General features: G+C 71.0%; 20 protein-coding genes and 1 pseudogene. 9 read left to right on the top strand and 12 right to left on the bottom strand.

Annotated elements, in window-relative coordinates:
- Positions 1-5 precede the first annotated feature (5 nt).
- Genes M3667_RS14780 through M3667_RS14765 form a run of 4 tightly spaced genes read right to left on the bottom strand, consistent with a single transcriptional unit; the run spans position 6 to position 3,144 of the window.
- On the bottom strand, positions 6-419 hold the full coding sequence (locus tag M3667_RS14780) for a Fur family transcriptional regulator (protein ID WP_251509104.1): 414 nt from the start codon (positions 417-419) through the stop codon (positions 6-8).
- A 54-nt stretch (positions 420-473) separates the two neighbouring features.
- Complete coding sequence (locus tag M3667_RS14775) at positions 474-1,334, bottom strand: metal ABC transporter permease (protein ID WP_251509103.1); 861 nt, start codon at positions 1,332-1,334, stop codon at positions 474-476.
- Positions 1,331-2,146, bottom strand: a complete 816-nt coding sequence (locus M3667_RS14770) for a metal ABC transporter ATP-binding protein (protein ID WP_251509101.1) — start codon at positions 2,144-2,146, stop codon at positions 1,331-1,333. The genes M3667_RS14775 and M3667_RS14770 overlap by 4 nt, the downstream gene beginning before the upstream one ends.
- Positions 2,143-3,144 (bottom strand): metal ABC transporter solute-binding protein, Zn/Mn family, encoded by a 1,002-nt coding sequence (locus tag M3667_RS14765; RefSeq protein WP_251509100.1) that lies wholly within the window; start codon positions 3,142-3,144, stop codon positions 2,143-2,145. The genes M3667_RS14770 and M3667_RS14765 overlap by 4 nt, the downstream gene beginning before the upstream one ends.
- A gap of 154 nt (positions 3,145-3,298) precedes the next feature.
- On the opposite strand from M3667_RS14765, the gene M3667_RS14760 reads away from it, so the two are divergent.
- A complete protein-coding gene (locus tag M3667_RS14760) occupies positions 3,299-4,813 on the top strand; it encodes a CoA-acylating methylmalonate-semialdehyde dehydrogenase (protein WP_251509099.1) in 1,515 nt (504 codons plus the stop codon).
- A 338-nt stretch (positions 4,814-5,151) separates the two neighbouring features.
- Here M3667_RS14760 and M3667_RS14755 read toward each other — a convergent pair whose 3' ends face one another.
- A complete protein-coding gene (locus M3667_RS14755) occupies positions 5,152-6,657 on the bottom strand; it encodes a PucR family transcriptional regulator (RefSeq protein WP_251509098.1) in 1,506 nt (501 codons plus the stop codon).
- 84 nt (positions 6,658-6,741) lie between these two features.
- On the opposite strand from M3667_RS14755, the gene M3667_RS14750 reads away from it, so the two are divergent.
- Entirely contained in the window at positions 6,742-8,067 is a 1,326-nt protein-coding gene (locus M3667_RS14750; protein WP_251509096.1) for an aspartate aminotransferase family protein, read from the top strand.
- A gap of 35 nt (positions 8,068-8,102) precedes the next feature.
- The gene (locus M3667_RS14745; RefSeq protein ID WP_251509095.1) at positions 8,103-8,282 is read left to right on the top strand and encodes a hypothetical protein; all 180 of its coding nucleotides are present in this window, start codon (positions 8,103-8,105) and stop codon (positions 8,280-8,282) included.
- A gap of 176 nt (positions 8,283-8,458) precedes the next feature.
- On the opposite strand, the gene M3667_RS14740 is transcribed toward M3667_RS14745, so the two are convergent.
- From M3667_RS14740 to M3667_RS14720, 5 genes are all read right to left on the bottom strand, one after another.
- The gene (locus M3667_RS14740; protein ID WP_251509093.1) at positions 8,459-9,877 is read right to left on the bottom strand and encodes a DUF1524 domain-containing protein; all 1,419 of its coding nucleotides are present in this window, start codon (positions 9,875-9,877) and stop codon (positions 8,459-8,461) included.
- A gap of 238 nt (positions 9,878-10,115) precedes the next feature.
- Positions 10,116-10,526, bottom strand: coding sequence for a hypothetical protein (locus M3667_RS14735; protein WP_251509092.1), 411 nt, complete (start codon positions 10,524-10,526; stop codon positions 10,116-10,118).
- A gap of 70 nt (positions 10,527-10,596) precedes the next feature.
- Positions 10,597-11,256, bottom strand: a complete 660-nt coding sequence (locus M3667_RS14730) for a methionine ABC transporter permease (RefSeq protein WP_251509091.1) — start codon at positions 11,254-11,256, stop codon at positions 10,597-10,599.
- Positions 11,253-12,278 (bottom strand): methionine ABC transporter ATP-binding protein, encoded by a 1,026-nt coding sequence (locus M3667_RS14725; protein ID WP_251509090.1) that lies wholly within the window; start codon positions 12,276-12,278, stop codon positions 11,253-11,255. The genes M3667_RS14730 and M3667_RS14725 overlap by 4 nt, the downstream gene beginning before the upstream one ends.
- Positions 12,275-13,177: a MetQ/NlpA family ABC transporter substrate-binding protein gene (locus tag M3667_RS14720; protein WP_251509088.1), complete on the bottom strand. Its 903-nt coding sequence runs from the start codon at positions 13,175-13,177 to the stop codon at positions 12,275-12,277. Before M3667_RS14720 ends, M3667_RS14725 begins: the two co-directional genes overlap by 4 nt.
- Positions 13,178-13,392: 215 nt before the next feature.
- Here M3667_RS14720 and M3667_RS14715 point away from each other — a divergent pair, with 215 nt between their 5' ends.
- The 4 genes and pseudogenes from M3667_RS14715 to M3667_RS14700 form a co-directional block, all read left to right on the top strand.
- On the top strand, positions 13,393-14,295 hold the full coding sequence (locus M3667_RS14715) for a LysR family transcriptional regulator (RefSeq protein ID WP_251509087.1): 903 nt from the start codon (positions 13,393-13,395) through the stop codon (positions 14,293-14,295).
- Between the two features lie 109 nt (positions 14,296-14,404).
- Entirely contained in the window at positions 14,405-15,739 is a 1,335-nt protein-coding gene (locus tag M3667_RS14710; protein ID WP_251509086.1) for a D-serine ammonia-lyase, read from the top strand.
- A 43-nt stretch (positions 15,740-15,782) separates the two neighbouring features.
- Positions 15,783-17,222 (top strand): MFS transporter, encoded by a 1,440-nt coding sequence (locus M3667_RS14705; protein WP_251509085.1) that lies wholly within the window; start codon positions 15,783-15,785, stop codon positions 17,220-17,222.
- A 68-nt stretch (positions 17,223-17,290) separates the two neighbouring features.
- Positions 17,291-17,449, top strand: a pseudogene (locus M3667_RS14700) (YegP family protein); the annotation flags it as partial.
- 28 nt (positions 17,450-17,477) lie between these two features.
- Here M3667_RS14700 and M3667_RS14695 read toward each other — a convergent pair.
- Both M3667_RS14695 and M3667_RS14690 read right to left on the bottom strand, forming a co-directional pair.
- Positions 17,478-18,176 carry a GntR family transcriptional regulator gene (locus M3667_RS14695; protein WP_251509082.1) on the bottom strand — a complete coding sequence of 233 codons (699 nt, stop codon included), beginning with the start codon at positions 18,174-18,176 and terminating at the stop codon, positions 17,478-17,480.
- A 9-nt stretch (positions 18,177-18,185) separates the two neighbouring features.
- Positions 18,186-19,109, bottom strand: a complete 924-nt coding sequence (locus M3667_RS14690) for an NAD(P)-dependent oxidoreductase (RefSeq protein ID WP_251509081.1) — start codon at positions 19,107-19,109, stop codon at positions 18,186-18,188.
- A gap of 59 nt (positions 19,110-19,168) precedes the next feature.
- On the opposite strand from M3667_RS14690, the gene M3667_RS14685 reads away from it, so the two are divergent.
- Positions 19,169-20,653, top strand: a complete 1,485-nt coding sequence (locus tag M3667_RS14685) for an aldehyde dehydrogenase (protein ID WP_251509078.1) — start codon at positions 19,169-19,171, stop codon at positions 20,651-20,653.
- A complete protein-coding gene (locus tag M3667_RS14680) occupies positions 20,653-21,504 on the top strand; it encodes an N-acyl homoserine lactonase family protein (RefSeq protein WP_251509076.1) in 852 nt (283 codons plus the stop codon). The genes M3667_RS14685 and M3667_RS14680 overlap by 1 nt, the downstream gene beginning before the upstream one ends.
- Positions 21,505-21,516: the final 12 nt, after the last annotated feature.

Below are 21,516 nucleotides of genomic sequence, written 5' to 3'. Positions count from 1 at the left end.
TGCGACTACTCGTCGCCACGCTCGCGGGCCCGTGCGAGGGCGCAGTCGGTGCATAGGCCGAAGATGTCGACCACGTGCTCGGCTTCGATGAACCCGTTCTGCGCGGCGGTGCGCTGGGCCCAGTCCTCGACGTCGGTCGCGGCGATCTCGACGGCCTTGCCGCACGAACGGCAGATCAGGTGGTGGTGGTGACCGCGGCTCTCGCAGGCGCGGAACAGGTTCTCGCCCTCGGGGCTCTGCAGCGAGTCGGCGTCGCCGCGGGCGGCGAGACCGGCGAGCGTGCGATACACGGTCGCGAGGCCGATGCCGGTGTTCTCGTCGCGCAGGGTGGCGTGCAGCGACTGCGCGCTGACGAAGCCGCCCGCTCCGGAGAGGGCTTCGCGCACGCGCTCGCGCTGCCACGTATTGCGCTGGACCATGGCCGGGAGTCTATCGACGGCGTCGGTGAATCGGCTGGGCGCGTGCCGGCGCGATCAGAAGGCGCGTGTCGTGCGCTCGCGCCGGGCGCCGATGAGGCGGCACACGAGGTAGATCGCGAACGAGATGGTCGTGATGTACGGGCTCACGGGGAGCGTTCCCGCCACCGCGAGCAGCACGCCGCCCACCGCCGAAACGAAGCCGAAGAGCGCGGCCAGCACGGGGACCGAGAGCGGCCCGGATGCCACGCGCATCGCGGCCGCGGCCGGGGTGACCAGCAGCGCCATCACCAGCAGCGCGCCGATGATGTGCACGGCCACGGCCACGATCAGGCCGAGCAGCAGCATGAACGCCAGCGAGACCGCCGTGGTGGGCACTCCGCGCGCGGCCGCCGACTGCGGGTCGAGGGAGTCGAAGCGCAGCGGACGCCAGATGAGCAGCAGGGCCACGAGTACCGCGACGCCGATCACGACGAGCCAGCCCAGCTGTCCGCTCTGCACCGACACGATCTGCCCGGTCAGCAGGCTGAAACGCGTGGCGCTGCGTCCGTTGTAGAGCGACAGGCACAGGATGCCGACACCCAGACCGAACGGCATGAGCACGCCGATGATCGAGTTGCGATCGCGCGCACGGGCCCCGAGCACGCCGATGAGGGCGGCGGCGATGAGCGAGCCCACGATCGAGCCGGAGACGACGTCGGCGCCGATGAGCAGGGCCACTGCGGCGCCGGCGAACGACAGCTCGCTGATGCCGTGGACGGCGAAGGCCATGTCGCGCTGCATCACGAACACGCCGATCAGGCCGCCGACGAGCCCGAGCACCGCTCCGGCGTACACGGAGTTCTGCACCAGGTCGAGGATGGCGCCGTACTGGCTCACCCCGCCGAACAGGGCGTGGCCGACGTCGGACCAGTTCATTCGTCGTCCTCGCCGTGGTGATGGTGGTGGGCGTCCTCGGCATCCGGAGCACCGACGACGATCAGCTGGTCGCCCGCGCGCACGACGTAGACGGGGGCGCCGTACAGGGCCGAGAGGGTCTCGGTCGTGAGCACCTCGTCGGGGGTGCCCAGGGTGAAGCGGCCGTTCGCGATATAGAGGATGCGATCGACGTGCGAGAGCACGGGGTTGATGTCGTGCGTGACCAGCAGCACGGCGGCGTTGCGCTCGCGGCGATGGCGGTCGATCAGGCGCACGACGGCCTGCTGGTTGGCGAGGTCGAGGCTCGTCAGCGGCTCATCGCACAGCAGCAGCGCGGGGTCGTCGGCGAGAGCCTGGCCCACGCGCAGACGCTGCTGTTCGCCGCCCGAGAGCAGCCCCACCGGTCGGTCGCCGAACGCCGTCGCCCCGACCGCCTCGAGCAGCTCGTCGATGCGCGCGCGGTCCTTCTTGCGCGACAGCGGCAGACCGAGTCGGTGACCGTCGACGCCGAGGCCGATGATGTCGCGCCCGCGCAACGGGGTCTCGCGCGGAAGCGGACGCTGCTGGGGGATGTAGCCGATGCGGCGGTTGCCCGCCCGGCGGACCGGGGCGCCGAGGGCCTCGACGGAGCCGGCGCTGACCCGCTCGAGTCCGAGGATCGCGCGCAGCAGCGTCGTCTTGCCCGAGCCGCTCGGGCCGAGCACGGCCACCAGCTCGCCGGGCTGCACCTCGAGGTCGAGTCCCGACCACAGCTCGCGGCCGCCGCGCTCGAGCGCGGCGCCGCGGATACGCAGCGGTACCGCCGCGCTCACGCCGCCAGCGCGTCGGTCAGCGCCGCGATGTTGCTCTGCATCCACGAGATGTAAGTCTGTCCCTCGGGGAGCGTTTCGGTGAATTCGATCACCGGGATGTTCTTCGCCTTGGCCTCGTCTTCGACCTGCGTCACCTCGGCGCCGCCGGTCTGCGGGTTGACGATCATGACCTTGACCTCGCCCGAGTCGAGCAGCTGCAGCGACTCCAGAAGTGTCGCGGGCGGCACGTCCTGGCCCTCCTCGACAGCCTCGCTGAACTCGTTCGGCGTCGCGTTGTCGAGCCCGGCGGCGGTGGTCAGGTACACGGGCACCGGCTCGGTCACGAACACCTTCGCGCCGGCATCCGTCGCCTCGATCTTCGCGAGCGAGTCCTCGAGTCCCGCGACCTGCTGCGTGAACGCGGCGGCGTTGGCGTTGAAGTCGGCGACGTGGTCGGGGGCCAGTTCGCCCAGGTGCTCGGCGATCTCGCCGGCGAGGTCTTCGACCGTGTGCGGGTCGTACCAGACGTGCTCGTTGAAGCCCTCGATGTGGTCGTGACCGTCACCCTCGGCGTGGTCGTGGTCGTCGGCGCCCTCGCTCGCCGCCGGCGTGGCCGCGTCGTCGTGTGACTCCGCGCCGGGGTAGTCGTGGTTGTACTCCACGGCGGTGATCACCGGGGCGGTGGTGCCGCTGGCCTCGATGAGCGACTCCATGAAGGAGTCGTAGCCGGCGCCGTTCTCGATGACGAGCCCGGCGTTCTTGAGCGTGAGCTGATCTTGCGCGCTCGCCTCGTACTCGTGCGGGTCCTGCGTGGGCGAGGTGATGATCGACTGCACGTCGACGAAGTCGCCGCCGACGGCCTCGGCGATCGAGCCGTAGACGTCGGTGGATGCGACGACCGTCACCTTGGCGTCGGCGTTCCCGGTCGCGCCTGTCGAGGTCGACGTGCCCGCGCATCCGGCGAGCGCGAGGACGGAGGCGGTACCGAGGACGAGGGGGGCGAGGATGCGTCGGGTCATGCGTTCAGAGTATCGCTGCTGATAATCGTTCTCAAACTCAGCGCTGCGTTCATCGGGTGCTCCCAGACTCCGCATGCCGGTCTGTCCCGCGCCTTCGGGTCCGCGCGCCGGATTGGCAGCAGCGCCACGAGGGTGACGGCCCTTTACTGGGGGCATGACCGACCACGACCTCCCCGTCATCGCGCACTGGATCGACGGCGCCGAGAGCGCCCCGACGGGCGGACGCACCGCCCCCGTGTACAACCCCGCCACCGGCGCGGTGCAGGCGCACGTCGCCCTGGCCGACGAGGCCGACATTCAGGCCGCGATCGCCTCGGCCACGCGCGGCTTCGCCGAGTGGAGCGGGTACTCGATCGCCAAGCGCCAGAGCGTGCTGTTCGCGTTCCGCGAGCTGCTCAACGCGCGCAAGGACGAGCTGGCCGCGATCCTCACCGCCGAGCACGGCAAGGTGCTCTCCGACGCGATGGGCGAGATCGCCCGCGGCCAGGAGGTCGTCGAGCTCGCGACCGGCTTCCCGCACCTCATCAAGGGCGCCTACAGCGAGAACGCCTCCAGCGGAGTCGACGTGTACTCGCTCAAGCAGCCGCTTGGCGTCGTCGGCATCATCAGCCCCTTCAACTTTCCCGCCATGGTGCCGATGTGGTTCTTCCCCATCGCCCTGGCCGCCGGCAACGCCGTCGTGCTCAAGCCGAGCGAGAAGGACCCCTCCGCCTCGCTCTGGCTCGCGCGCCTGTGGAAGGAGGCCGGTCTTCCCGCCGGCGCCTTCACGGTGCTGCAGGGCGACAAGGTCGCCGTCGACGGGCTGCTCGAGGCACCCGAGGTGCAGTCGATCTCGTTCGTCGGCTCGACCCCCATCGCGCAGTACATCTACGAGACCGCGTCGAAGAACGGCAAGCGCGTGCAGGCCCTGGGCGGCGCGAAGAACCACATGCTGGTGCTCCCCGACGCCGACCTCGACCTCGTGGCCGACTCCGCCGTCAACGCCGGCTTTGGCGCCGCGGGCGAGCGGTGCATGGCCGTATCGGTCGTGCTGGCCGTCGACCCCGTCGCCGACGAACTGATCGCCAAGGTCACCGAGCGCATCGCCAAGCTGCGCATCGGAAACGGCGCGGATGCCGACGAGCCCGACATGGGCCCGCTCATCTCGGGCGCCCACCGCGACAAGGTGTCGTCGTACGTCGACATCGCCGAGGCCGACGGCGCGACCATCGTCGTCGACGGCCGCGGCTTCTCGGTCGACGGACATGAGGAGGGTTTCTTCTTCGGACCCACCCTGCTCGACGAGGTGCCGACCAGCTCGCGCGCCTACACCGAGGAGATCTTCGGCCCCGTGCTCTCGGTCGTGCGCGTGAAGACCTACGAAGAGGGCCTCGCCCTCATCAACAGCGGCGAGTTCGGCAACGGCACGGCGATCTTCACCAACGACGGCGGAGCCGCCCGCCGCTTCCAGCACGAGGTGCAGGTGGGCATGATCGGCATCAACGTGCCCATCCCCGTGCCCGTGGCGTACCACTCGTTCGGCGGCTGGAAGAAGTCGCTGTTCGGCGACGCGAAGGCCTACGGCGTGCACGGCTTCGACTTCTTCACCCGCGAGAAGGCCGTCACGAGCCGCTGGCTCGACCCCGCCACCCACGGCGGCATCAACCTCGGCTTCCCCCAGAACAGCTGAATCGTCGGCACCGGATGCCGCGCCCCCGGGCTCTCCGCAGGCTCGGGGTCGCGGCATCCGTCGTTCCGTCCCGCACCTCGCGTGAGGGGTCGAAAAGTGTCGCCTGGCGCGCGCCCAGGCGACAGAAATCGACCCCTCACGCGTGCTGCCGTGTCGCTGCACCGGACTTCGCGTGAGCGGTCGAGAAGTGTCGCCTGGCACGCGCCCAGGCGACAGAAATCGACCCCTCACGCGCGCTGCCGTGTCGGTGCACCGGACTTCGCGTGAGGGGTCGAGAAGTGTCGCCTGGCGCGCGCGGAGGCGACAGAAATCGACCCCTCACGCGCGCGAGGGAGCGGTCAGCCGGCGAGCTCCATCGCCGCCCACAGCTCGGTGCGCGCGGCGAAGCTCGACAGGTCGATCTCGAGCACCTGTTCGAGCTGCGCCATGCGCGCCCTTAGGGTGTGGCGGTGGATGCCGAGACTCCGCGCCGCGGGATCCCAGGCGCCGTTCGCGTCGAGCCAGACCCGCGCCGAGGCGAGCAGCCGCTCCCGCTCGATCGTCGGGAGGCCGTCGAGCGGGCGGAGCAGGGAGCGCGCGAGCACCTCGCCGCCGCGCTCGCGCAGCGCCCCCACCAGACCGCGCCCCGCGAGCTCGTCATAAGCGCGCACCACGCCGGTCTCGGCATTGCGCGCAGCGTGCGCCGCCCGCCGCAGACCCTCGGCGAGGTCGTCGCCCGCCTCGTGACGGGCGGTGCCGACGCACAGGCCCCGCCGCTCGGCGAGAGCTCCGAGGGCGGATGCCGCCCCCTCGGCCGCGAGCACGATGACGTCGTCGCCGCGCTCGGCGGAGAACATGCGGGTCGGATCGCTCGAGACGAGGTCGAGTTCGTCGAGCAGTCCGGGCAGCGCCCCGGCCCCGCGCACGACCCCGACGAGGTACGGCTCCGAGGGCAGCCCGCCGAACGCCGACTCGGCCACCCGCCGCGCCGTGTCGCCGTGTCCGTCGACCAGCAGGTCGATGACGCCCGCGCGTACGCCGCGCAGGGCTGACTGCAGCCCACGCTGCTGCTCGAGCGCGATACTGGCGAGCGCCACCACCGAGGCCACGAGATCCCGGCCCGCGGGGTCGAGCGGCTCGGGCCCACCCACCGCGAGCACGCCGCGCAACCGCCCGCTCTGCCCGATCGTCTGCACCAGCGCGTGACCGGCCGACGGCACGACGAGGCTCGCCGCGGTGCGTCGCTCGAGCAGGCGCCGCACGTCGCGGCCGACCTCCGCCTCGACCTCGGACGGGGCCGCACGCAGGCCCGGCGACGACAGGCGCCCGCCGACCGCGTCGTACAGCTCGACCCACGCGTCGAGCAGGCGCGAGAGGGTGGCGAGGATCTCGCGCAGGCCGTCGTCGCGCACCGCGGCCCGCGCCACCGCGCGCTGGGCGTCGAGCAGCCACGACAGGCGCGCGGCGCCTTCTGCGGCGATGATGTCGGCGACGAAGCGGATGATCCGGATGAACGGCGCACGATCCGCGATCTCGACGATCGGCAGGTCGGCGGCCTCTCCCGCGCGCACCACGGCCTCGGGCACGCGGTCGTGGATGATGTCGGTCGCGAAGCCGAGACCCGCCACCCCGAGCGCGCGCAGTCGTTGGCAGTAGGCCCGTGCCTGATCGGCATCCGGATCCGGAGAGAACTGCGCCCCGTTGGTCAGCAGCAGGTTGCCCGCCTCGAGGTACGGAGTCGGATCGAGCAGATCGGAGCTGTGCACCCACGACAGCGGGCGGTCGAGCGCCTCGTCGTCGGGCCGCGTCAGCACGCGCAGGGGGAACGACTGGTCGTCGAGGAGGGTGCGGAGGGTCGCGGGCATGATGGGCCAAACTGTCGAGCGTCCGTCGAGATTACCGACAGATCGGCGCTCCCCGGCGCGGCGCGGCGCGCCCACACTGGTGGCATGTCGACTCCTCTCACCACGACCCGCAACGCCGAGATCAGCGAGCGCGACCGCACGAGCGTCTTCCACTCGTGGTCGGCCCAGCGCACCCTCGCCCCGCTCCCCCTCGCGGGCGGCTCGGGCGTCGAGGTGTGGGACGCCGAGGGCCGCCGGTACCTCGACTTCTCGAGCATGCTGGTCAACGTCAACATCGGGCACCAGCATCCGCGGGTCGTCGCTGCGATCCAGGAGCAGGCGGCGCAGCTGACCACCGTCGCCCCCGCGCACGCCAACGAGACGCGCGCGCACGCGGCCGAGCTCATCCTCGAGCGGACCCCCGAGGGGTTCTCGAAGGTCTTCTTCACCAATGGCGGGGCGGATGCCAACGAGAACGCCATCCGCATGGCCCGCCTGACCACGGGCCGCGACAAGATCGTGTCGCACTACCGCTCGTACCACGGCAACACCGGGGCGGCGATCGTGGCGACCGGCGACTGGCGCCGCATGCCGAACGAGTACTCGCGCGGACACGTGCACGTGTTCGGCCCGTACCTCTACCGGTCGGAATTCTGGGCCGAGACCCCCGAGCAGGAGTGCGAGCGCGCCCTCCGCCACCTCGAGCGCACCGTGCAGGCCGAGGGTCCCGACACGATCGCGGCGTTCCTGTTCGAGACGATCCCCGGTACCGCGGGCGTGCTCGTGCCGCCGCCCGGATACCTCGAGGGCGTCCGCGCGATCGCCGACCGCTACGGCATCCTGCTCATCCTCGACGAGGTCATGGCCGGCTTCGCCCGCACGGGTGAGTGGTTCGCGTTCGACGCGTTCGACGTGCGGCCCGACCTCATCACCTTCGCGAAGGGCGTGAACTCCGGGTACGTCCCCGTGGGGGGAGTGGCGATCTCGGATGCCGTGGCCTCGACGTTCGACGACCGCGTCTTCCCCGGTGGCTTGACGTACTCGGGTCACCCGCTGGCTGCGGCATCCATCGTCGCCGCCCAGCAGGCGATGGCCGACGAGGGCGTGATCGAGAACGCCCGCCGCATCGGCGAGGAGGTCATCGGCCCGCGCCTGCACCAGCTCGCCGAGGACTCACCGCTGGTGGGCGAGGTGCGCGGCCGCGGCGTGTTCTGGGCCGTCGAGCTCGTCGCCGACCAGGCCACGCGCGAGCCGCTGCCCGCCGCGCGCATCGGGGCGATCAAGGCCGCGATGCTCGAGAAGGGCGTGCTCGGCTTCACCGCCGACAACCGCGTGCACGTCGTGCCGCCCGCCGTGATCGGCGACGCTGACGCCCACCGCGGCCTCGACGTGCTGGTCGAGGTGCTGCAGGCCGAGGCCGCGCGCGCCTGACGCCCCGCGCGCCGCGCGGGCCGCGCCGATCACGCTTGGCCCGCGCAGGCCGCACACCCGCACTGCACCCGGTGATCGACCCCGCCCTGTTCACGCGCGCGGTCGTCGCCGCCCACGTCGGGGCGGTGAGCCAGAGCGTGCTGCACGCCGACACCCCGCGGGTGCGGGTCGCCGCGGTCGGGGGCTGCATCCTCGGGCTGACGCGCGCGGACTGAGGGCCGGGGCCTCGCGACCCGTCACTGCGCGCGCGGGCTGAGCGCCGGGATCTCGCGGCCCGTCACTGCGCGCGGGGCCGAGGTCCCGGCATCCGCCACCTCTTGTCGAGTGTCCAGAACACGCCGCGTCCCTCGGCGGGGGCGGCGTGTCGTGGACACTCACCGGGTGAGTGGCGTCACTCGCAGCCGACGCCGTCTCCGTCGCGATCCAGCTTCTTGCTGTACCCGGGCTGACCCCGGTAGATCGGAGCCGCGCCGGCCGCACGCACGGCCGTGCAGTTCTCGTAATACACGTTCTCGACGGGAGCCGGAGCAGGCGCCTGCTCGACCGGTGCCGGAGCGGGCGCGGGCTCGGCGGGAGCGGGCTGCGCGGGAGCGGGAGCGGGCGCGGGCTCCACGGCGACCGGCTCGACGACCGGGGCGGGCTCGGGCGCCGCGACCGGAGCGGGCGCTGCGAAGGCCGAGGTGGGCACGACCTGGTCGGGGCAGCTGTCGAGCACGCGCTTCATGGCGTCGCGCTCGGCCTCGGTCACCCACAGGCCGTAGGTCGCCTTGACCGCGATCTGCGCCGCGACGTACGTGCAGCGGTACGACTTCTGCGCCGGGAGCCACGTCGCGGCATCGCCGTCGCCCTTCTGCGCATTGGCCGATCCGTCGACCGCGAGCAGGTTGAGCGGGTCGTTCGCGAAGCTCGCGCGCTGGTCGGCGGTGAGTTGCTGCGCCCCCTTCTGCCAGGCGTCCGACAGCGCCACGACGTGGTCGATCTGCACGAGCTCGGAGGTCCCCTGACCCCGCACGAACGCGATGCTCGTGCCCGTGTACGGGTCGGCGAGGTTTCCGCCGGTCACGCGGCAGGCGCCCGAGCGCACGGCGTCGGTGAGGTCGCGGCCCAGGATGTCGTTGCGGGTGTCGCATCCGTTGCGGTCGACGTCGAGCCACCGCTGGCCGAACTGGTCGCGGTCGTAGCCGGTCTTGGGCGCGCGGCCCTTCACGGCGAGGGTGTCGAGCACCGCGAGCGCGGCCTTGTCGGTGGTGGCCGAGGCGTCGGCGACGGTTCCCGCCTGCCCCGCGAACGCGGCGAGGGCGGCCTGGTCGTCGGCGAAGGGGGTGGCGGATGCCGTGGGCGTCGGCGACGGCGTTGCCGACACGGTCGCGACGGGCTCCGCCTGGGCGACCGGGGTCGCCGTCTTCGGTGAGGTGGCCGTGGTGATGCCGCCCGCGACGGCGAACGCGACGACGGCGGCGACGGTCCAGATCGCCGCGCTCGAGCGCGAGCGGAAGCGCAGCCAGGTCGGGGTGTTGCGTGCGAGCGCGACGATGCCGGTGATGAGCACCACGAGGGCGACCAGCCCGACGAAGGGGGCGAGCAGCCAGAGGGCGATGAGAAGCACGAGGCCGGCGACGATCCAGCCCCACGTGGGGACGCGCGAGATCCCGCCGCGCGCTTCGCGTCGGGTCGCCGGCGGGGGCGTGGTGGTCACGGTGGGAGCGGGCGGCAGCGGGCTGAAGTCGTTCGTCCACTGGCGGCCGTCCCACCAGCGCAGTCGACCGGGGGTCTCGGTGTCGGGGTACCAGCCCGGGGTCGCGTCGGTCATGCGGCCACCGCCGCGTTCGCGTGGATCATTGCGTTTCGGAATCGCATGGATTCCCCTTCCCCCGTTAAGACAACCTCGCGAGTCTATTCAGGGGAATGCAGGTCGACTGCCCGCGCCGAATGCGCCTGGACGGATTACGAATGCAGCATGCGTGGGCGGGAAATGTCGAGACGAAATCGATACCGGGCGCGCGCGGGCGGGGTGCGGCGCGCAGCGGGCGCGCGATGTGGGATGCGACTCAGCGGGCTCGTCTTCGCGCGCGCCAGGCCTTCCACGCTCCGGTCGACCACAACGCCCAGACGACCAGCAGGGGCTGGAAGAGCAGGCGGATGCCGCGGGCGAGGTCGGTGTCGAGGCCGAAGGCGTCGGTGCCCCGGACGAACTGCTCGATGTTGCCGGGGAAGATCGCGACGAAGAAGGCCGCGACCAGCCAGCCGACGGCGACGCGCCAGCGGCCGAGGAAGATGAGGGCGAGTCCCAGCGCGATTTCGACGATCCCGGATGCCACGACCGTGACATCGACCGGAAGCGGAAGCCACGACGGCACCTGGGCGACGAAGTCGTCGCGGGCGAACGTCAGGTGCGCGGTGCCGGTGAAGACGAGTGCGGCACCGAGCAGCCAGCGGGCGAAGGTGCGGGGGAAGCTCATCCTCCGAGGGTAGGCGGGCTGTGCGGGACCGCAGAGCGCGGGGGCGGACACGCCACCCCCGCCGCCCCCGTCAGCGCCGCAGGATGCGGTGCGCCAGAGCGTTGCCGATCAGCTGCCCGAGCTGCACGATGACGACGATGATCGCGACCGTCACCCACGTCGCCTGCTGGTTGAACTGCTGGTAGCCGTAGATGATCGCGAAGTTGCCGAGCCCGCCGCCGCCGATGTATCCGGCCATCGCCGACATGTCGACGACCGCGATGAACATGAACGTGTAGCCGAGGATCAGCGGGGCGAGGGCTTCGGGGATGACGACGCCGAACAGCACGCCGATGCGGCGCGCTCCCACGGCCCGAGCCGCTTCGACGGTTCCGGGGTCGACGGCCACGAGGTTCTGTTCGACGACGCGGGCGATCACGACCGTGGCCATGATCGTGATGGGCACGATCGCGGCATCCGTCCCCAGGGTCGATCCCGTCACGGCCCGGGTGACCGGGGCGACCGCGGTGAGGAAGATGATGAACGGGATCGGCCGGATGAGGTTGATCACCAGGTTCGCGACGAAGAACACGACGCGGTTGGCGAAGAGGTTGCCCGGCCGCGTGGCGTACAGCAGCGCCCCGATCGCGAGGCCCGCGACGCCGGAGATGGCCAGCGAGACGGCGACCATGTAGACGGTCTCGCCGATCGACTGCAGCAGCACCGGGGTGAGGGTGTCCCACTTGTTCACGAGCGCACCTCCCTCGCCGGCAAGACGACGTCGGTGTGCGCGCGCAGTTCCGCGAGCACCGGATCGAGGTCGTCGGTGTGCACGCGGTAGGTGAGGGTGCCGAGCTGCCGGCCCAGAACGTCGGTCACCCCGCCGTAGACGACGGAGTGGCGCACGCCGTGGCGGTGGAACACGGCAGAGACGTCTTCGCTGGAGAACTCGTTGATCTCGACGCTCACCAGGTCGCCGCCGCCCGCGGCGAGCGCCGTCAGCGCCTCGCCCGAGGGGACGCCCTGGGTGACGGCCGCCACGAAACGCTTCGTGAGTTCGGCGCGCGGGTGGGCGAACACGCGGTAGGTGTCGCCGCTGTCGACGACGCGGCCGCCGTCCATCACGACGACCTGGTCGCACAGCTCGTGCACGATCGAGATCTGGTGCGTGATGACGACGATCGTGATGCCCAGGCGCCGGTTGATCTCGCGCAGCAGGTCGAGCACCTCGGCCGTGGTCTGCGGGTCGAGGGCGCTGGTCGCCTCGTCGGCGAGCAGGATCCGCGGGTCGGTCGCGATCGCCCGCGCGATGCCCACGCGCTGCTTCTGCCCACCCGACAGGCGCCGCGGGTACTGCTTCGCCTTGTCGCCGATCCCCACGAAGTCGAGCAGCTCGGCCACGCGCTTCTCACGGTCGGCCTTCTTCCACCCCGCCACCTTCAGCGGGTACGCGACGTTGGCCGCGACCGTGCGCGAGGTGAAGAGGTTGAACTGCTGAAAGATCATGCCCACGCGGCGCCGCAGGTCGCGCAGCGTCGACTCGCTGGCATCCCCCACATCCACGCCGAGCACCTCGACGGTGCCCGACGTCGGCTGCTCGAGTCCGTTGAGCAGCCGCACGAGCGTCGACTTGCCCGCCCCGGAGTACCCGATGATCCCGACGATCGACCCCTCCTCCACCGTCAGCGACACGTCGTCGACGGCGGTGGTGGAGGTGCGGCGATCGGTACGGAAGCTCTTCGTGACCCCCCGCAGCTCGATGACCGCGGTCATCCGTTCTGCGCCTTGACGGCATCCTCGAGGCTCGTGAGCTCCTCGGTCAGCTGCGCGCCGGTCCACTCGGTCTTGAACTGCAGGTTGCCCTGGTTGAGCTCGGTGACCGCGGCCTCGACCTCGGGCGAGTGATACGCCTCGACGAGCTTCGCCCAGCGGGGGTCGTCCTTCTTGTCGTCGCGCGTGACGAAGGCGTTGATGTACGGCGCGAGCTGCGGGTTGTCGAGGTCTTCCTTGAAGATGATGAGCTCGTCGCCGAGCCCGCCCTTCTGCGCCTGCGTGTTGTTGACGATCGCGGCCTGAGCGCTGCCGTCCTTGAGGGCGGTCACCGTCTGGTTCGTGTCGACGGGCAGCAGCTTCACCTTCGTCGTCTCGATGTCGGCCGGCGTCGAGAGGGCGTTGCCGCCGTCCTTCAGGGTGAGCAGGCCCGCGGTCTGCAGGTTGAGCAGGCCGCGCGCGAGGTTGGTGGCGTTGTTGGGGATCGCCACGGTCGCGCCCTCGGGCAGGTCCTTCACGTCTGTGTACTGCTCCGAGTACAGCGCGAGGGGATACACCGCGGTCGCGCCGACCGGCACGAGCGAGCCGTTGTTCTCGACGTTGAACTGCGAGAGGTAGATGAGGTGCTGGAAGAGGTTCACATCGAGCTCGCCGTCTTGCACGCCCTGGTTGAGCTGCACGCCGTCGTTGATGGTGCGCACCTCGAGGTCGATCCCCTCGTCGGCCAGCTTCTGCTTCAGCACGGTCCAGTGCGCCTCGGTGCCGTCGTCGGCTCCGAGCACGATGCGCGAGGAGTCGTCCCCGGATGCCGCTCCCCCGGCGCAACCGGTCAGGGTCAGCATCAGGGCGGCGGTGGAAGCACTGAGGATCGTGGCCAGGCGTGCGGTGCGTCGTGAAGTCATGTGTCCACGTCAGCACGCGGCATCCGGGATCGGAATTCGACGCGTTACGGCCGGTAACGGGCTGTCACGCGGGGTAACCGATTGGGCGGATGCCGCGAAGTGGGCGATGATCACCGATCGCCGCTGACGCGGGGAGGACTGCCCCGGCGAGGAGATGCGTCACGCCGTGCCGCGCGGGAGGCGGGGGCCCGAGCCGGCGACGCACAATGGACGTCATGATCGATCCTCGGCGCCTCGAGATCCTCCGCGCCTTCGCCACCGCAGGAACGATGGCCGCCGCTGCCGACACGCTCTTCCTGTCGACGTCGGCGGTGAGCCAGCAGTTGCGGATCCTCGAGGACGAAGCCGGGATCGCCCTGCTCGATCGGCGCGGCCGGCGCGCGACCCTGACCGAGGCCGGCGTCGTGCTCGTGCGGTTCGCCGAGCAGATGGCGGCCCTTGCCGAAGACGCGCAGACGACGATGAAGAGGCTTGCGGGGGCAGTCCAGGGCGAGGTCCGGCTCAGCGCGCCGCCGAGCTTCGCGAGCACCGTGCTGCCGCGCGTCATACGGGACATGCAGCGGGACCACCCCGCCCTCCGCGTCGGCGTGCGCGATCTCGAGCCCTTCGAGGGGCTCCGCGGGTTGCGGGACGGCTCCATCGATCTCGCCGTGATCGACGACATGCACCCGTACGACCTCACGGAGATCGACACGCTCGCGCTGGGCGTCGACCAGATCGTGCTGTGCACCCCGGCCGACAGCCTTCTCCCGCCCGGACCGGTGGATGCCGGCATGCTCGCGGACGCACGCTGGATTCTGGACGGCAGCCACGAGGTGTTCGACGACTTCGCGGTCGGACTCTGCCGCGACGCGGGGTTCGAGCCGAACATCGTCGCACGCTGTCGGAACGTCGCGGTGACCCTGTCTCTCGTCGAGGCCGGCGTCGGTGTCGCCGTGCTCAGCGAGATGCACACGCGCGGTGGGGTGAGCCCGCAGCAGATCAGACGCTTCGAGCCCCCGCAGACGCGCACGATCCTTCTCGCTCGGCGCCGGTCCAGTCGGGCGTCGCATCTGATCGACGTCGTTCAGGCTGTCGTCGGCGACCGGGGGAAGGCGTTTCTGGGCTCGCCATCGTGAAGGAGGGCTTCACAGCCTGGGCGTGATCCGCCCCTTCTTCGGCGTTCCGTGCCGACGTAGCGTGGCTCCGGCCCGACCGGACGGTCGTTCCCGAGAGAAGGACGAACCCATGACGCGCCTCGCCGCCCCCCTCCCCGATAGCCCGGATGCCGTGATCTCGCGCCTCGCCCGCCTCGAACCGGTCACGTGGATCAATCCGCGTACAGCGCCGGCGGGCGACGCGCTCGCCGACGTGGGGCTGAGCGTCAGCGACATCGACGAGGCCGCCGACCGGTTGCACCGGTTCGGGCCGTATCTCGCGGAGACGTTCCCCGACACCGCGGCGTCGGGGGGCGTCATCGAGTCGCCGCTCACGGAGGCACCCGGGCTCGCCCGCACCCTCGGCGCGCGGGCCGGTCGCCCGTTTCCCGGCCGGCTCCTGCTGAAGCGCGACTCCCACCTGCCGATCAGCGGGTCGGTGAAGGCGCGGGGCGGTATCTACGAGGTGCTCGCGCACGCCGAGGACCTCGCGCGAGCCGCGGGTCTTCTCTCGCTCGACGACGACTACCGGCGCATGGGCTCCCCCGAGGTACGTGCCCTCTTGGGCACGCACTCCGTGGTCGTCGGGTCCACCGGAAATCTCGGCCTGTCCATCGGCATCATGAGCGCCGCCCTGGGATTCCGCGTCACCGTGCACATGTCGTCCGACGCGCGGCAGTGGAAGAAGGTCCGCCTGCGCGAACACGGCGTCGACGTCGTCGAGCACGAGGGGGACTACTCCCTGGCGGTGGCGGCGGGCCGCCGTCAGGCGGAGGGGAACCCGTCGACGTACTTCGTCGACGACGAGAACTCCCGGCGCCTGTTCCTGGGCTACGCCGTCGCCGGCAGGCGCCTCGCCGCGCAGCTGCGCGCCCGGGATGTTCGTCCTGGCGCGGCCGATCCCCTGGTGGTGTACCTGCCGTGCGGGGTCGGCGGCGCACCGGGCGGGATCGCCTTCGGCCTGAAGACCGTCTACGGCGATCACGTCCACGCCGTCTTCGCCGAGCCGACCCACTCGCCGGCCATGCTTCTCGGCATGGTGACCGGCCGACACGACGACATCAGCGTGCACGAGCTCGGAATCGACAACGTCACCACGGCGGACGGCCTCGCCGTGGGGCGCCCCTCCGGCTTCGTCGGCCGACGGATGGCCCGTCTCGTCACGGGGCTGTACACCCTGACGGATGCCGACATGCTGCGCGGCGTCGCTCAGCTCCGCGACACGGAGGGGCTCGCCGTCGAACCGTCGGCCGCGGCGGGGCTCGACGGGGCCCTGCGGCTCTCCGCGACACCAGAGGCCTCGCGGCCCCGCCTGTCCGACGCGCAGCTGCGCAACGCCACCCACGTCGCCTGGCTCACCGGGGGGAGCATGGTTCCGCGCGACGAACTCGACGGATACGCGGAGGCGGGCCGCGGCCTCCTCTGACGACGACCCGCGGGCTCACAGCGAAGGCGTAACCTGGACAGCGATGTCACGGGATGAAAACGCGCGTAAGAGATTGTCCCGGAACAGCCCCCAGGGTCTGGTCGTCGCGATCCTGGCCCTCGCCGGCCTGTGTTCGTCGTTCATGTTCACCCTCGTGGTGCCCATTCAGTCGCAGTTGCCGCAGCTGCTGAACGCCTCGCGCGACGACACCGCCTGGGTCGTGACCTCGACCCTGCTGGCCGCGGCAGTCATCACCCCCATCGCGGGCCGCCTCGGCGACATGTACGGCAAGCGCCGCATCGTGCTCGTGCTGCTGGTCGTGATGATGCTCGGCTCGGTCGTGGCCGCGCTCTCGACCGGGATCATCGGCATGATCATCGGCCGCGCGCTGCAGGGTGCCGTGGTCGGAGTCGTGCCGCTGGGCATCTCGATCATGCGCGACGTGCTGCACGAGAACCGCGTCGACAGCGCGATCGCCCTCATGAGTGCGACGCTCGGCGTCGGCGGCGCCCTGGGTCTGCCGATCAGCGCGCTCGTGGCCGAGAACACCGACTGGCACTGGCTGTTCTGGATCGCCGGAGCCCTCGGCGCGATCGTCTTCCTGCTCATCCTCTGGATCGTCCCCGTCAGCGTGCTGCGCACCGCGGGACGCTTCGACTATCTCGGCGCCATCGGTCTCGCAATCGGTCTGATCGGCGTGCTCCTGGCCGTCTCGCGCGGCAACTCGTGGGGCTGGACGTCGCCGCTGACGCTCGGCCTCGCGATCGGCGGCATCCTCGTCCTGCTCGTGTGGGGCTGGTACGAGCTGCGCGTCGACAACCCCCTGCTCGACCTCCGCGTCGCCGCGCGCCGCCCCGTGCTGCTCACCAACCTGGCATCCGTCGCGATGGGCTTCGCCCTCTTCACCTCGAACGTCGCGTACCCGCAGATGCTCGAGCTGCCCGTCGCCACCGGCGTCGGCCTGGGCCTGTCGCTGCTCGCCGCGAGCCTCGTGGTCATGCCGTCTGGCCTGGTCATGATGGTGCTCTCCCCGATATCGGGCACCCTGGCCCGCACGATCGGACCCCGTGTGCTGCTGATCGCCGGCTCGATCTCGCTGATCCTCGCCTACGGCTTCAGCCTGATCTTCTCGACCGAGGTCTGGCACTTCGTCGTGGCGAACATCCTCATCGGTTTCGGCATCGGGTTCGGCTATGCCGCCATGCCCATGCTCATCATGCGCGCCGTGCCGCCGAGCGAGACCGGCGCGTCGAACGGTCTCAACGCGCTCGCCCGTTCGCTGGGCACGAGCACCGCCGCCGCGATCGTCGGCGTCGTGCTCGCGACCCTGTCGACCGGGTCGGGAGAGACGCGTGTGCCGACCTCGCAGGCGTTCCAGGTGTCGTTCCTGATGGGCATCGGGGCCGCAGCGATCGCCCTCGTGCTCGCCTTGCTCATCCCGACGCGGCCGACGCCGGTCGAGAAGCACCCGTCGCTGCCCTGAGTTGAACCCCCTCTTGCCGAGGAATGCCGGCGGGACGATGATGTTCCCCGTCGAGCAAAGGAGCTGACATGGCGGGCAAAGTCGAGCTCTACAAATCGCCGAACGGCCAATTCCGTTTTCGCCTGAAAGCAGCGAACGGTGAGATCATCGCGAGTTCCGAGGCCTATACGACCAAAGCGGCCGCGGCGAACGGCATCGAGTCGGTGAAGAAGAATGCGGATTCGGCGGTCGTCGATCTGACCTGAGGCCCGCGCCTCAGGCGAGCAACCGCGCCAGGGTGATCGCGCGCGCCTTCTCGGCGTGGTCGAGCGCCGCCGCCGATGCGGCTTCGGCGTCGCCGGCGATCACCGCGTCGATGATCACGGCGTGCTCCGCGATGATCTCGTGCATGCGCTCGGCACTGAAGGTACGCGTGCCGATGCGACGGACGGCGGTGTAGACCGTGCCGAGCAGTCGGCGTAGGTAGTTGTTGTCGCCGATCTCGGCGAACGCCGCGTGGAACGCCATGTTCGCGTGGTGGAATTCGGCCGGGTCTTCGGCGTCGGCGGCGCGGATCATGGCCTCGTGCATGGCGCGCAGCCGCTGGTGCACGGCCGGGTCGCCGCGGCGCGCAGCGTTGCTCACGGCGAGGGACTCGAGGCTGCCGCGCACCTGGTAGACGGTGGCGACGTCGTCGATGGTCAGTGCCGAGACGCGCACCCCCGAGCCGGGGAGACGCTCGACGAGTCCCTCTTCGACGAGGCGGTTGAAGGCCTCGCGCACGGGCGTGCGCGACATGCCGAGCACACTCGCGATCGACTCCTCGCGCAGCCAGGTCCCGCCAGGGAGGTCACCCTCGAGGATCGCCTCGCGCAGCGCGTAGGTCGTGCTCTCGACGGCGTCACCCCGGCGGCGCTGCGCCGGAAGGTAGGCCGCGACGCCCGTGAAGTCTTCGAGGCCGGTCGCGGATGACATGGGGCAATGTTACGGGGTGGGCCCCACGGCATCCGGGAACGTGAACTCACCCCAGCGCTCCCACAGGCGCAGCAGCACGGCGTAGTCGTTGCGCGACCAGCCCTCGGCCATCGCCATCTCGTAGACACCGTGCGCGGCGGGCAGGGTGAACACGGGCACGCCGTCGTCCTGGGCCATCGACAGGGCGAGCACGGAGTCCTTGCGCGCCGCCTCGAGCGACATGCCCCCGTCGTACGAACCGGTGAATCCACGCTCGGCGACGCGGTGGGTGAGGGGCCGCAGCAGTCCGCCGTCGTCGCCGGCGAGGATGTCGACGAGCGCGCGCGGGTCGAGCCCGGCCTGCACGGCCATGGCCATGACCTCGCCGAGCATCACCATCACGCCGTGCGCGACGGCGTTGTTGAGCACCTTCGCGGCCATGCCGGTGCCGACCTCACCGAGCACGCGGCGCTTGTCGGTGATCGCGTCGAGCACCGGCGAGATCTCCTCGATGGCGGTGGCGTCGCCGGCCAGCACGAGGCCCGCGGTGCCCGCTCGCATCTGCGCGACGCCGGCGAGCACCGCGCAGTCGAGAACGCGGATGCCGACCGGCTCGAGCACGCGCTGGACGGCCTTCATGTCGCTGGGGGTGACGGTGCTCATCTCGAGGACCGTGCGGACGGTGCCGGGACGTGCGGCGAGGCTGCGCGCGACGGCGAGCGAGGCGGCCGGGGTGGGCAGCGACAGCGCGACGATGTCGCACTCGTCGACGGCGGACTCGAGCGGCAGCGTGCGGAGTCCGCGGTCGCTCGCCTCGGCCCGGCGCTCCTCGCTGAGGTCGATGCCGATCGTCGGCCATGCGGCGTGGAGGCGCGTGGCGACCTCGATGCCCATGTTGCCGAGGCCGACCACGCCGATGGTGTGGTCGGTGGTGGGGGGAGTCGTGTTCTGCATCGGATGCGCCTCTCTGAGCTCCTGTTGCGATGTCGGTGATCGAAGAATACAGTGCTTGCATGCAAGGTGCATACAACGAGGTGAACACCACCCTTCCCGGCGGGCGCGTCCTTCCGGCCGGCATGTGGATCGACGGCGACTGGGCTTCCGTCGCGGGCCCGCGCCGCGCGATCGAAGATCCCGCCACCGGCGAGACCCTGGCCCACGTGGCCGATGCGACCGCCGCCGACATGGACCGCGCCGTGCGCAGCGCCCGAGCGGCCTTCCCCGCGTGGGCCGCACGCTCGAGTGCCGAGCGCGCCGGCATCCTGGAGCGACTCGCCGACGTCGTGGCCGCCAACGCCGACGAGCTCGCCCGCGTCGAGACGCTCGACACCGGCAAGCCGCTGTCGCAGTCGCGCACCGACGTGAAGGGGGCAGAGAGCTACCTGCGCTTCTACGCGCACGCCGCGCAGCACCTCTTCGGCGACACGATCCCCTCCACACCCGGCCGTCAGGTGCACACGCTGCGCGAGCCGCTCGGGGTCGTGGCGCACATCACGCCCTGGAACGCCCCCATCAGCCAGCTCACCCGCGGCGTCGCCCCCTCGCTCGCCATCGGCAACACCGTGGTCGTGAAGCCGTCCGAGCTGGCGCCCCTGTCGTCGCTGCTGTTCGCCGAGCTCTCGCGCGACATCCTCCCCGCGGGCGTCCTGTGCGTCGTGCAGGGCGACGGAGTGACCACGGGGGCAACGCTGGCCGGCCACTCCGGCATCGATCACCTCACCTTCACCGGTTCGGTGGCCACCGGCATCCGCGCCTCTCAGGCCGCGGCGGCCAATGTCGTCGCGAGCAACCTCGAGCTCGGCGGCAAGTCTGCGGCCGTCGTCTTCGCCGACGCCGACATCGCCGCAGCGGCCGCCCTCGCGGCACAAGCCGTCGTGCGCAACTCGGGCCAGTCGTGTTCGGCGCTGACCCGCTGGATCGTCCACGATGAGGTGCGCGCGGAGTTCACCGAGCGCCTCGTCGAGCGCGTCGCGTCGTTCTCGGTCGGTGCGGGCATCGACGACGCCACGATCGGCCCCCTCGTCTCGGAGCGCCAGCGCGAGCGTGTGCGCGAGCTCGTGCGCGGGGCTGTCGAGGAGGGCGCGGTCCTCGCCCAGGGCTCCCTCGACACCCCCGAAGACCTTCCCGCGGGGTGGTTCCTCACGCCGATGGTGCTCACCGAGGTGACCCCCGACATGCAGATCGCCTCGACCGAGATCTTCGGCCCGGTGCAGTCGGTGCTCGGTTTCACCGACGAAGACGAGGCCGTGCGCGTCGCCAACGCGACCGACTACGGTCTCGCCGCCGCCGTCTTCACGCGCGACATCGATCGTGCGATGCGGGTGGCGTCGGCGTTGCACGCTGGACAGGTGCAGATCAACGGATTCATCGGTGCGGGCAACGAGATCCCCTTCGGCGGCGTCAAGCACTCCGGCCACGGTCGCGAGAAGGGCTTCGAGGCGCTCTACGGCTACAGCCAGGTCAAGGCGGTCGTGACCCACGTGGGCGGGGTGCGCTGATGCGCGCGCTGATCCCGGGCCGCGGCACTCTGCCCGAGGGGTGGACGCCCGAAGAGGTCTACGTCATCCGATACGCCACGCGTCCGACCGCCGTGGCCGCGGAGCACTTCATGGGCCACATCGCCGACGGCGACCAGTCCATGCCCATCGACTACTTCGTGTGGCTCATCACGGGTCCGGATGCCGCGATCCTCGTCGACGCGGGATTCACACCCGAGACGGCCGAGGCACGCCCGGGCCGCGAGCACCTGGGGTCGCCGCTGGAGGTCGCCGAGGCGCTGGGCTACCCGGTCGAGCGCATCCCCAGCGTCGTGGTCACCCACCTGCACTACGACCACACCGGCTACCTCGGGCACCTGCCCGACGCGATCGTGCACGTGAACGAGGCCGAGATGGCGTTCTGGACCGGTCGCCACGTGCGCCGCGGCCTCTACGCCACGATCGCCCACCCCGACGACGTCGCGGGTCTCGTCCGCGCGAACTTCGACGGTCGGGTCGACGTGCTCGCCGGCGACACCGAGCTCGCCGCGGGCGTCACCGTGCACCACGTCGGCGGCCACACCCCCGGCATGCAGGTTGTGCGCGTGAGCATCCCCGGCCGCGCGCCGATCGTCCTGGCCTCGGATGCCGCGCACTTCGACGCGAACGTGTGCGAGGACCGCCCCTTCTCGATCGCGCACGAGACGCCCGGCATGTACGACGCCTTCGACGCCCTACACCAGCTGGCAATCGGCGAAGACGGTGCTCTCGGCACCATCGTCCCCGGCCACGATCCCGCCGTCACCCGACGTTTCGCACCAGCTGACGGCGGCGACCCGCACCTGGCCGGACGCGTCTGGCGCGTCACCTGACCACCCCTCCAC

This window comes from Microbacterium sp. P26, assembly GCF_023712585.1.
Taxonomy (GTDB): domain Bacteria; phylum Actinomycetota; class Actinomycetes; order Actinomycetales; family Microbacteriaceae; genus Microbacterium; species Microbacterium algihabitans_A.
The sequence above is the reverse complement of the archived record's forward strand: the minus strand, read 5'-3'. Positions and strand labels throughout refer to the sequence as shown.

Bases quoted from the DNA above. Each gene is read 5' to 3' on its own strand.
- M3667_RS14780 (WP_251509104.1), bottom strand. From the start codon at position 419: ATGGTCCAGCGCAATACGTGGCAGCGCGAGCGCGTGCGCGAAGCCCTC.
- M3667_RS14775 (WP_251509103.1), bottom strand. From the start codon at position 1,334: ATGAACTGGTCCGACGTCGGCCACGCCCTGTTCGGCGGGGTGAGCCAG.
- M3667_RS14765 (WP_251509100.1), bottom strand. From the start codon at position 3,144: ATGACCCGACGCATCCTCGCCCCCCTCGTCCTCGGTACCGCCTCCGTC.
- M3667_RS14760 (WP_251509099.1), top strand. From the start codon at position 3,299: ATGACCGACCACGACCTCCCCGTCATCGCGCACTGGATCGACGGCGCC.
- M3667_RS14755 (WP_251509098.1), bottom strand. From the start codon at position 6,657: ATGCCCGCGACCCTCCGCACCCTCCTCGACGACCAGTCGTTCCCCCTG.
- M3667_RS14750 (WP_251509096.1), top strand. From the start codon at position 6,742: ATGTCGACTCCTCTCACCACGACCCGCAACGCCGAGATCAGCGAGCGC.
- M3667_RS14740 (WP_251509093.1), bottom strand. From the start codon at position 9,877: ATGACCGACGCGACCCCGGGCTGGTACCCCGACACCGAGACCCCCGGT.
- M3667_RS14735 (WP_251509092.1), bottom strand. From the start codon at position 10,526: ATGAGCTTCCCCCGCACCTTCGCCCGCTGGCTGCTCGGTGCCGCACTC.
- M3667_RS14725 (WP_251509090.1), bottom strand. From the start codon at position 12,278: ATGACCGCGGTCATCGAGCTGCGGGGGGTCACGAAGAGCTTCCGTACC.
- M3667_RS14720 (WP_251509088.1), bottom strand. From the start codon at position 13,177: ATGACTTCACGACGCACCGCACGCCTGGCCACGATCCTCAGTGCTTCC.
- M3667_RS14715 (WP_251509087.1), top strand. From the start codon at position 13,393: ATGATCGATCCTCGGCGCCTCGAGATCCTCCGCGCCTTCGCCACCGCA.
- M3667_RS14710 (WP_251509086.1), top strand. From the start codon at position 14,405: ATGACGCGCCTCGCCGCCCCCCTCCCCGATAGCCCGGATGCCGTGATC.
- M3667_RS14705 (WP_251509085.1), top strand. From the start codon at position 15,783: ATGTCACGGGATGAAAACGCGCGTAAGAGATTGTCCCGGAACAGCCCC.
- M3667_RS14695 (WP_251509082.1), bottom strand. From the start codon at position 18,176: ATGTCATCCGCGACCGGCCTCGAAGACTTCACGGGCGTCGCGGCCTAC.
- M3667_RS14690 (WP_251509081.1), bottom strand. From the start codon at position 19,109: ATGCAGAACACGACTCCCCCCACCACCGACCACACCATCGGCGTGGTC.
- M3667_RS14685 (WP_251509078.1), top strand. From the start codon at position 19,169: ATGCAAGGTGCATACAACGAGGTGAACACCACCCTTCCCGGCGGGCGC.
- M3667_RS14680 (WP_251509076.1), top strand. From the start codon at position 20,653: ATGCGCGCGCTGATCCCGGGCCGCGGCACTCTGCCCGAGGGGTGGACG.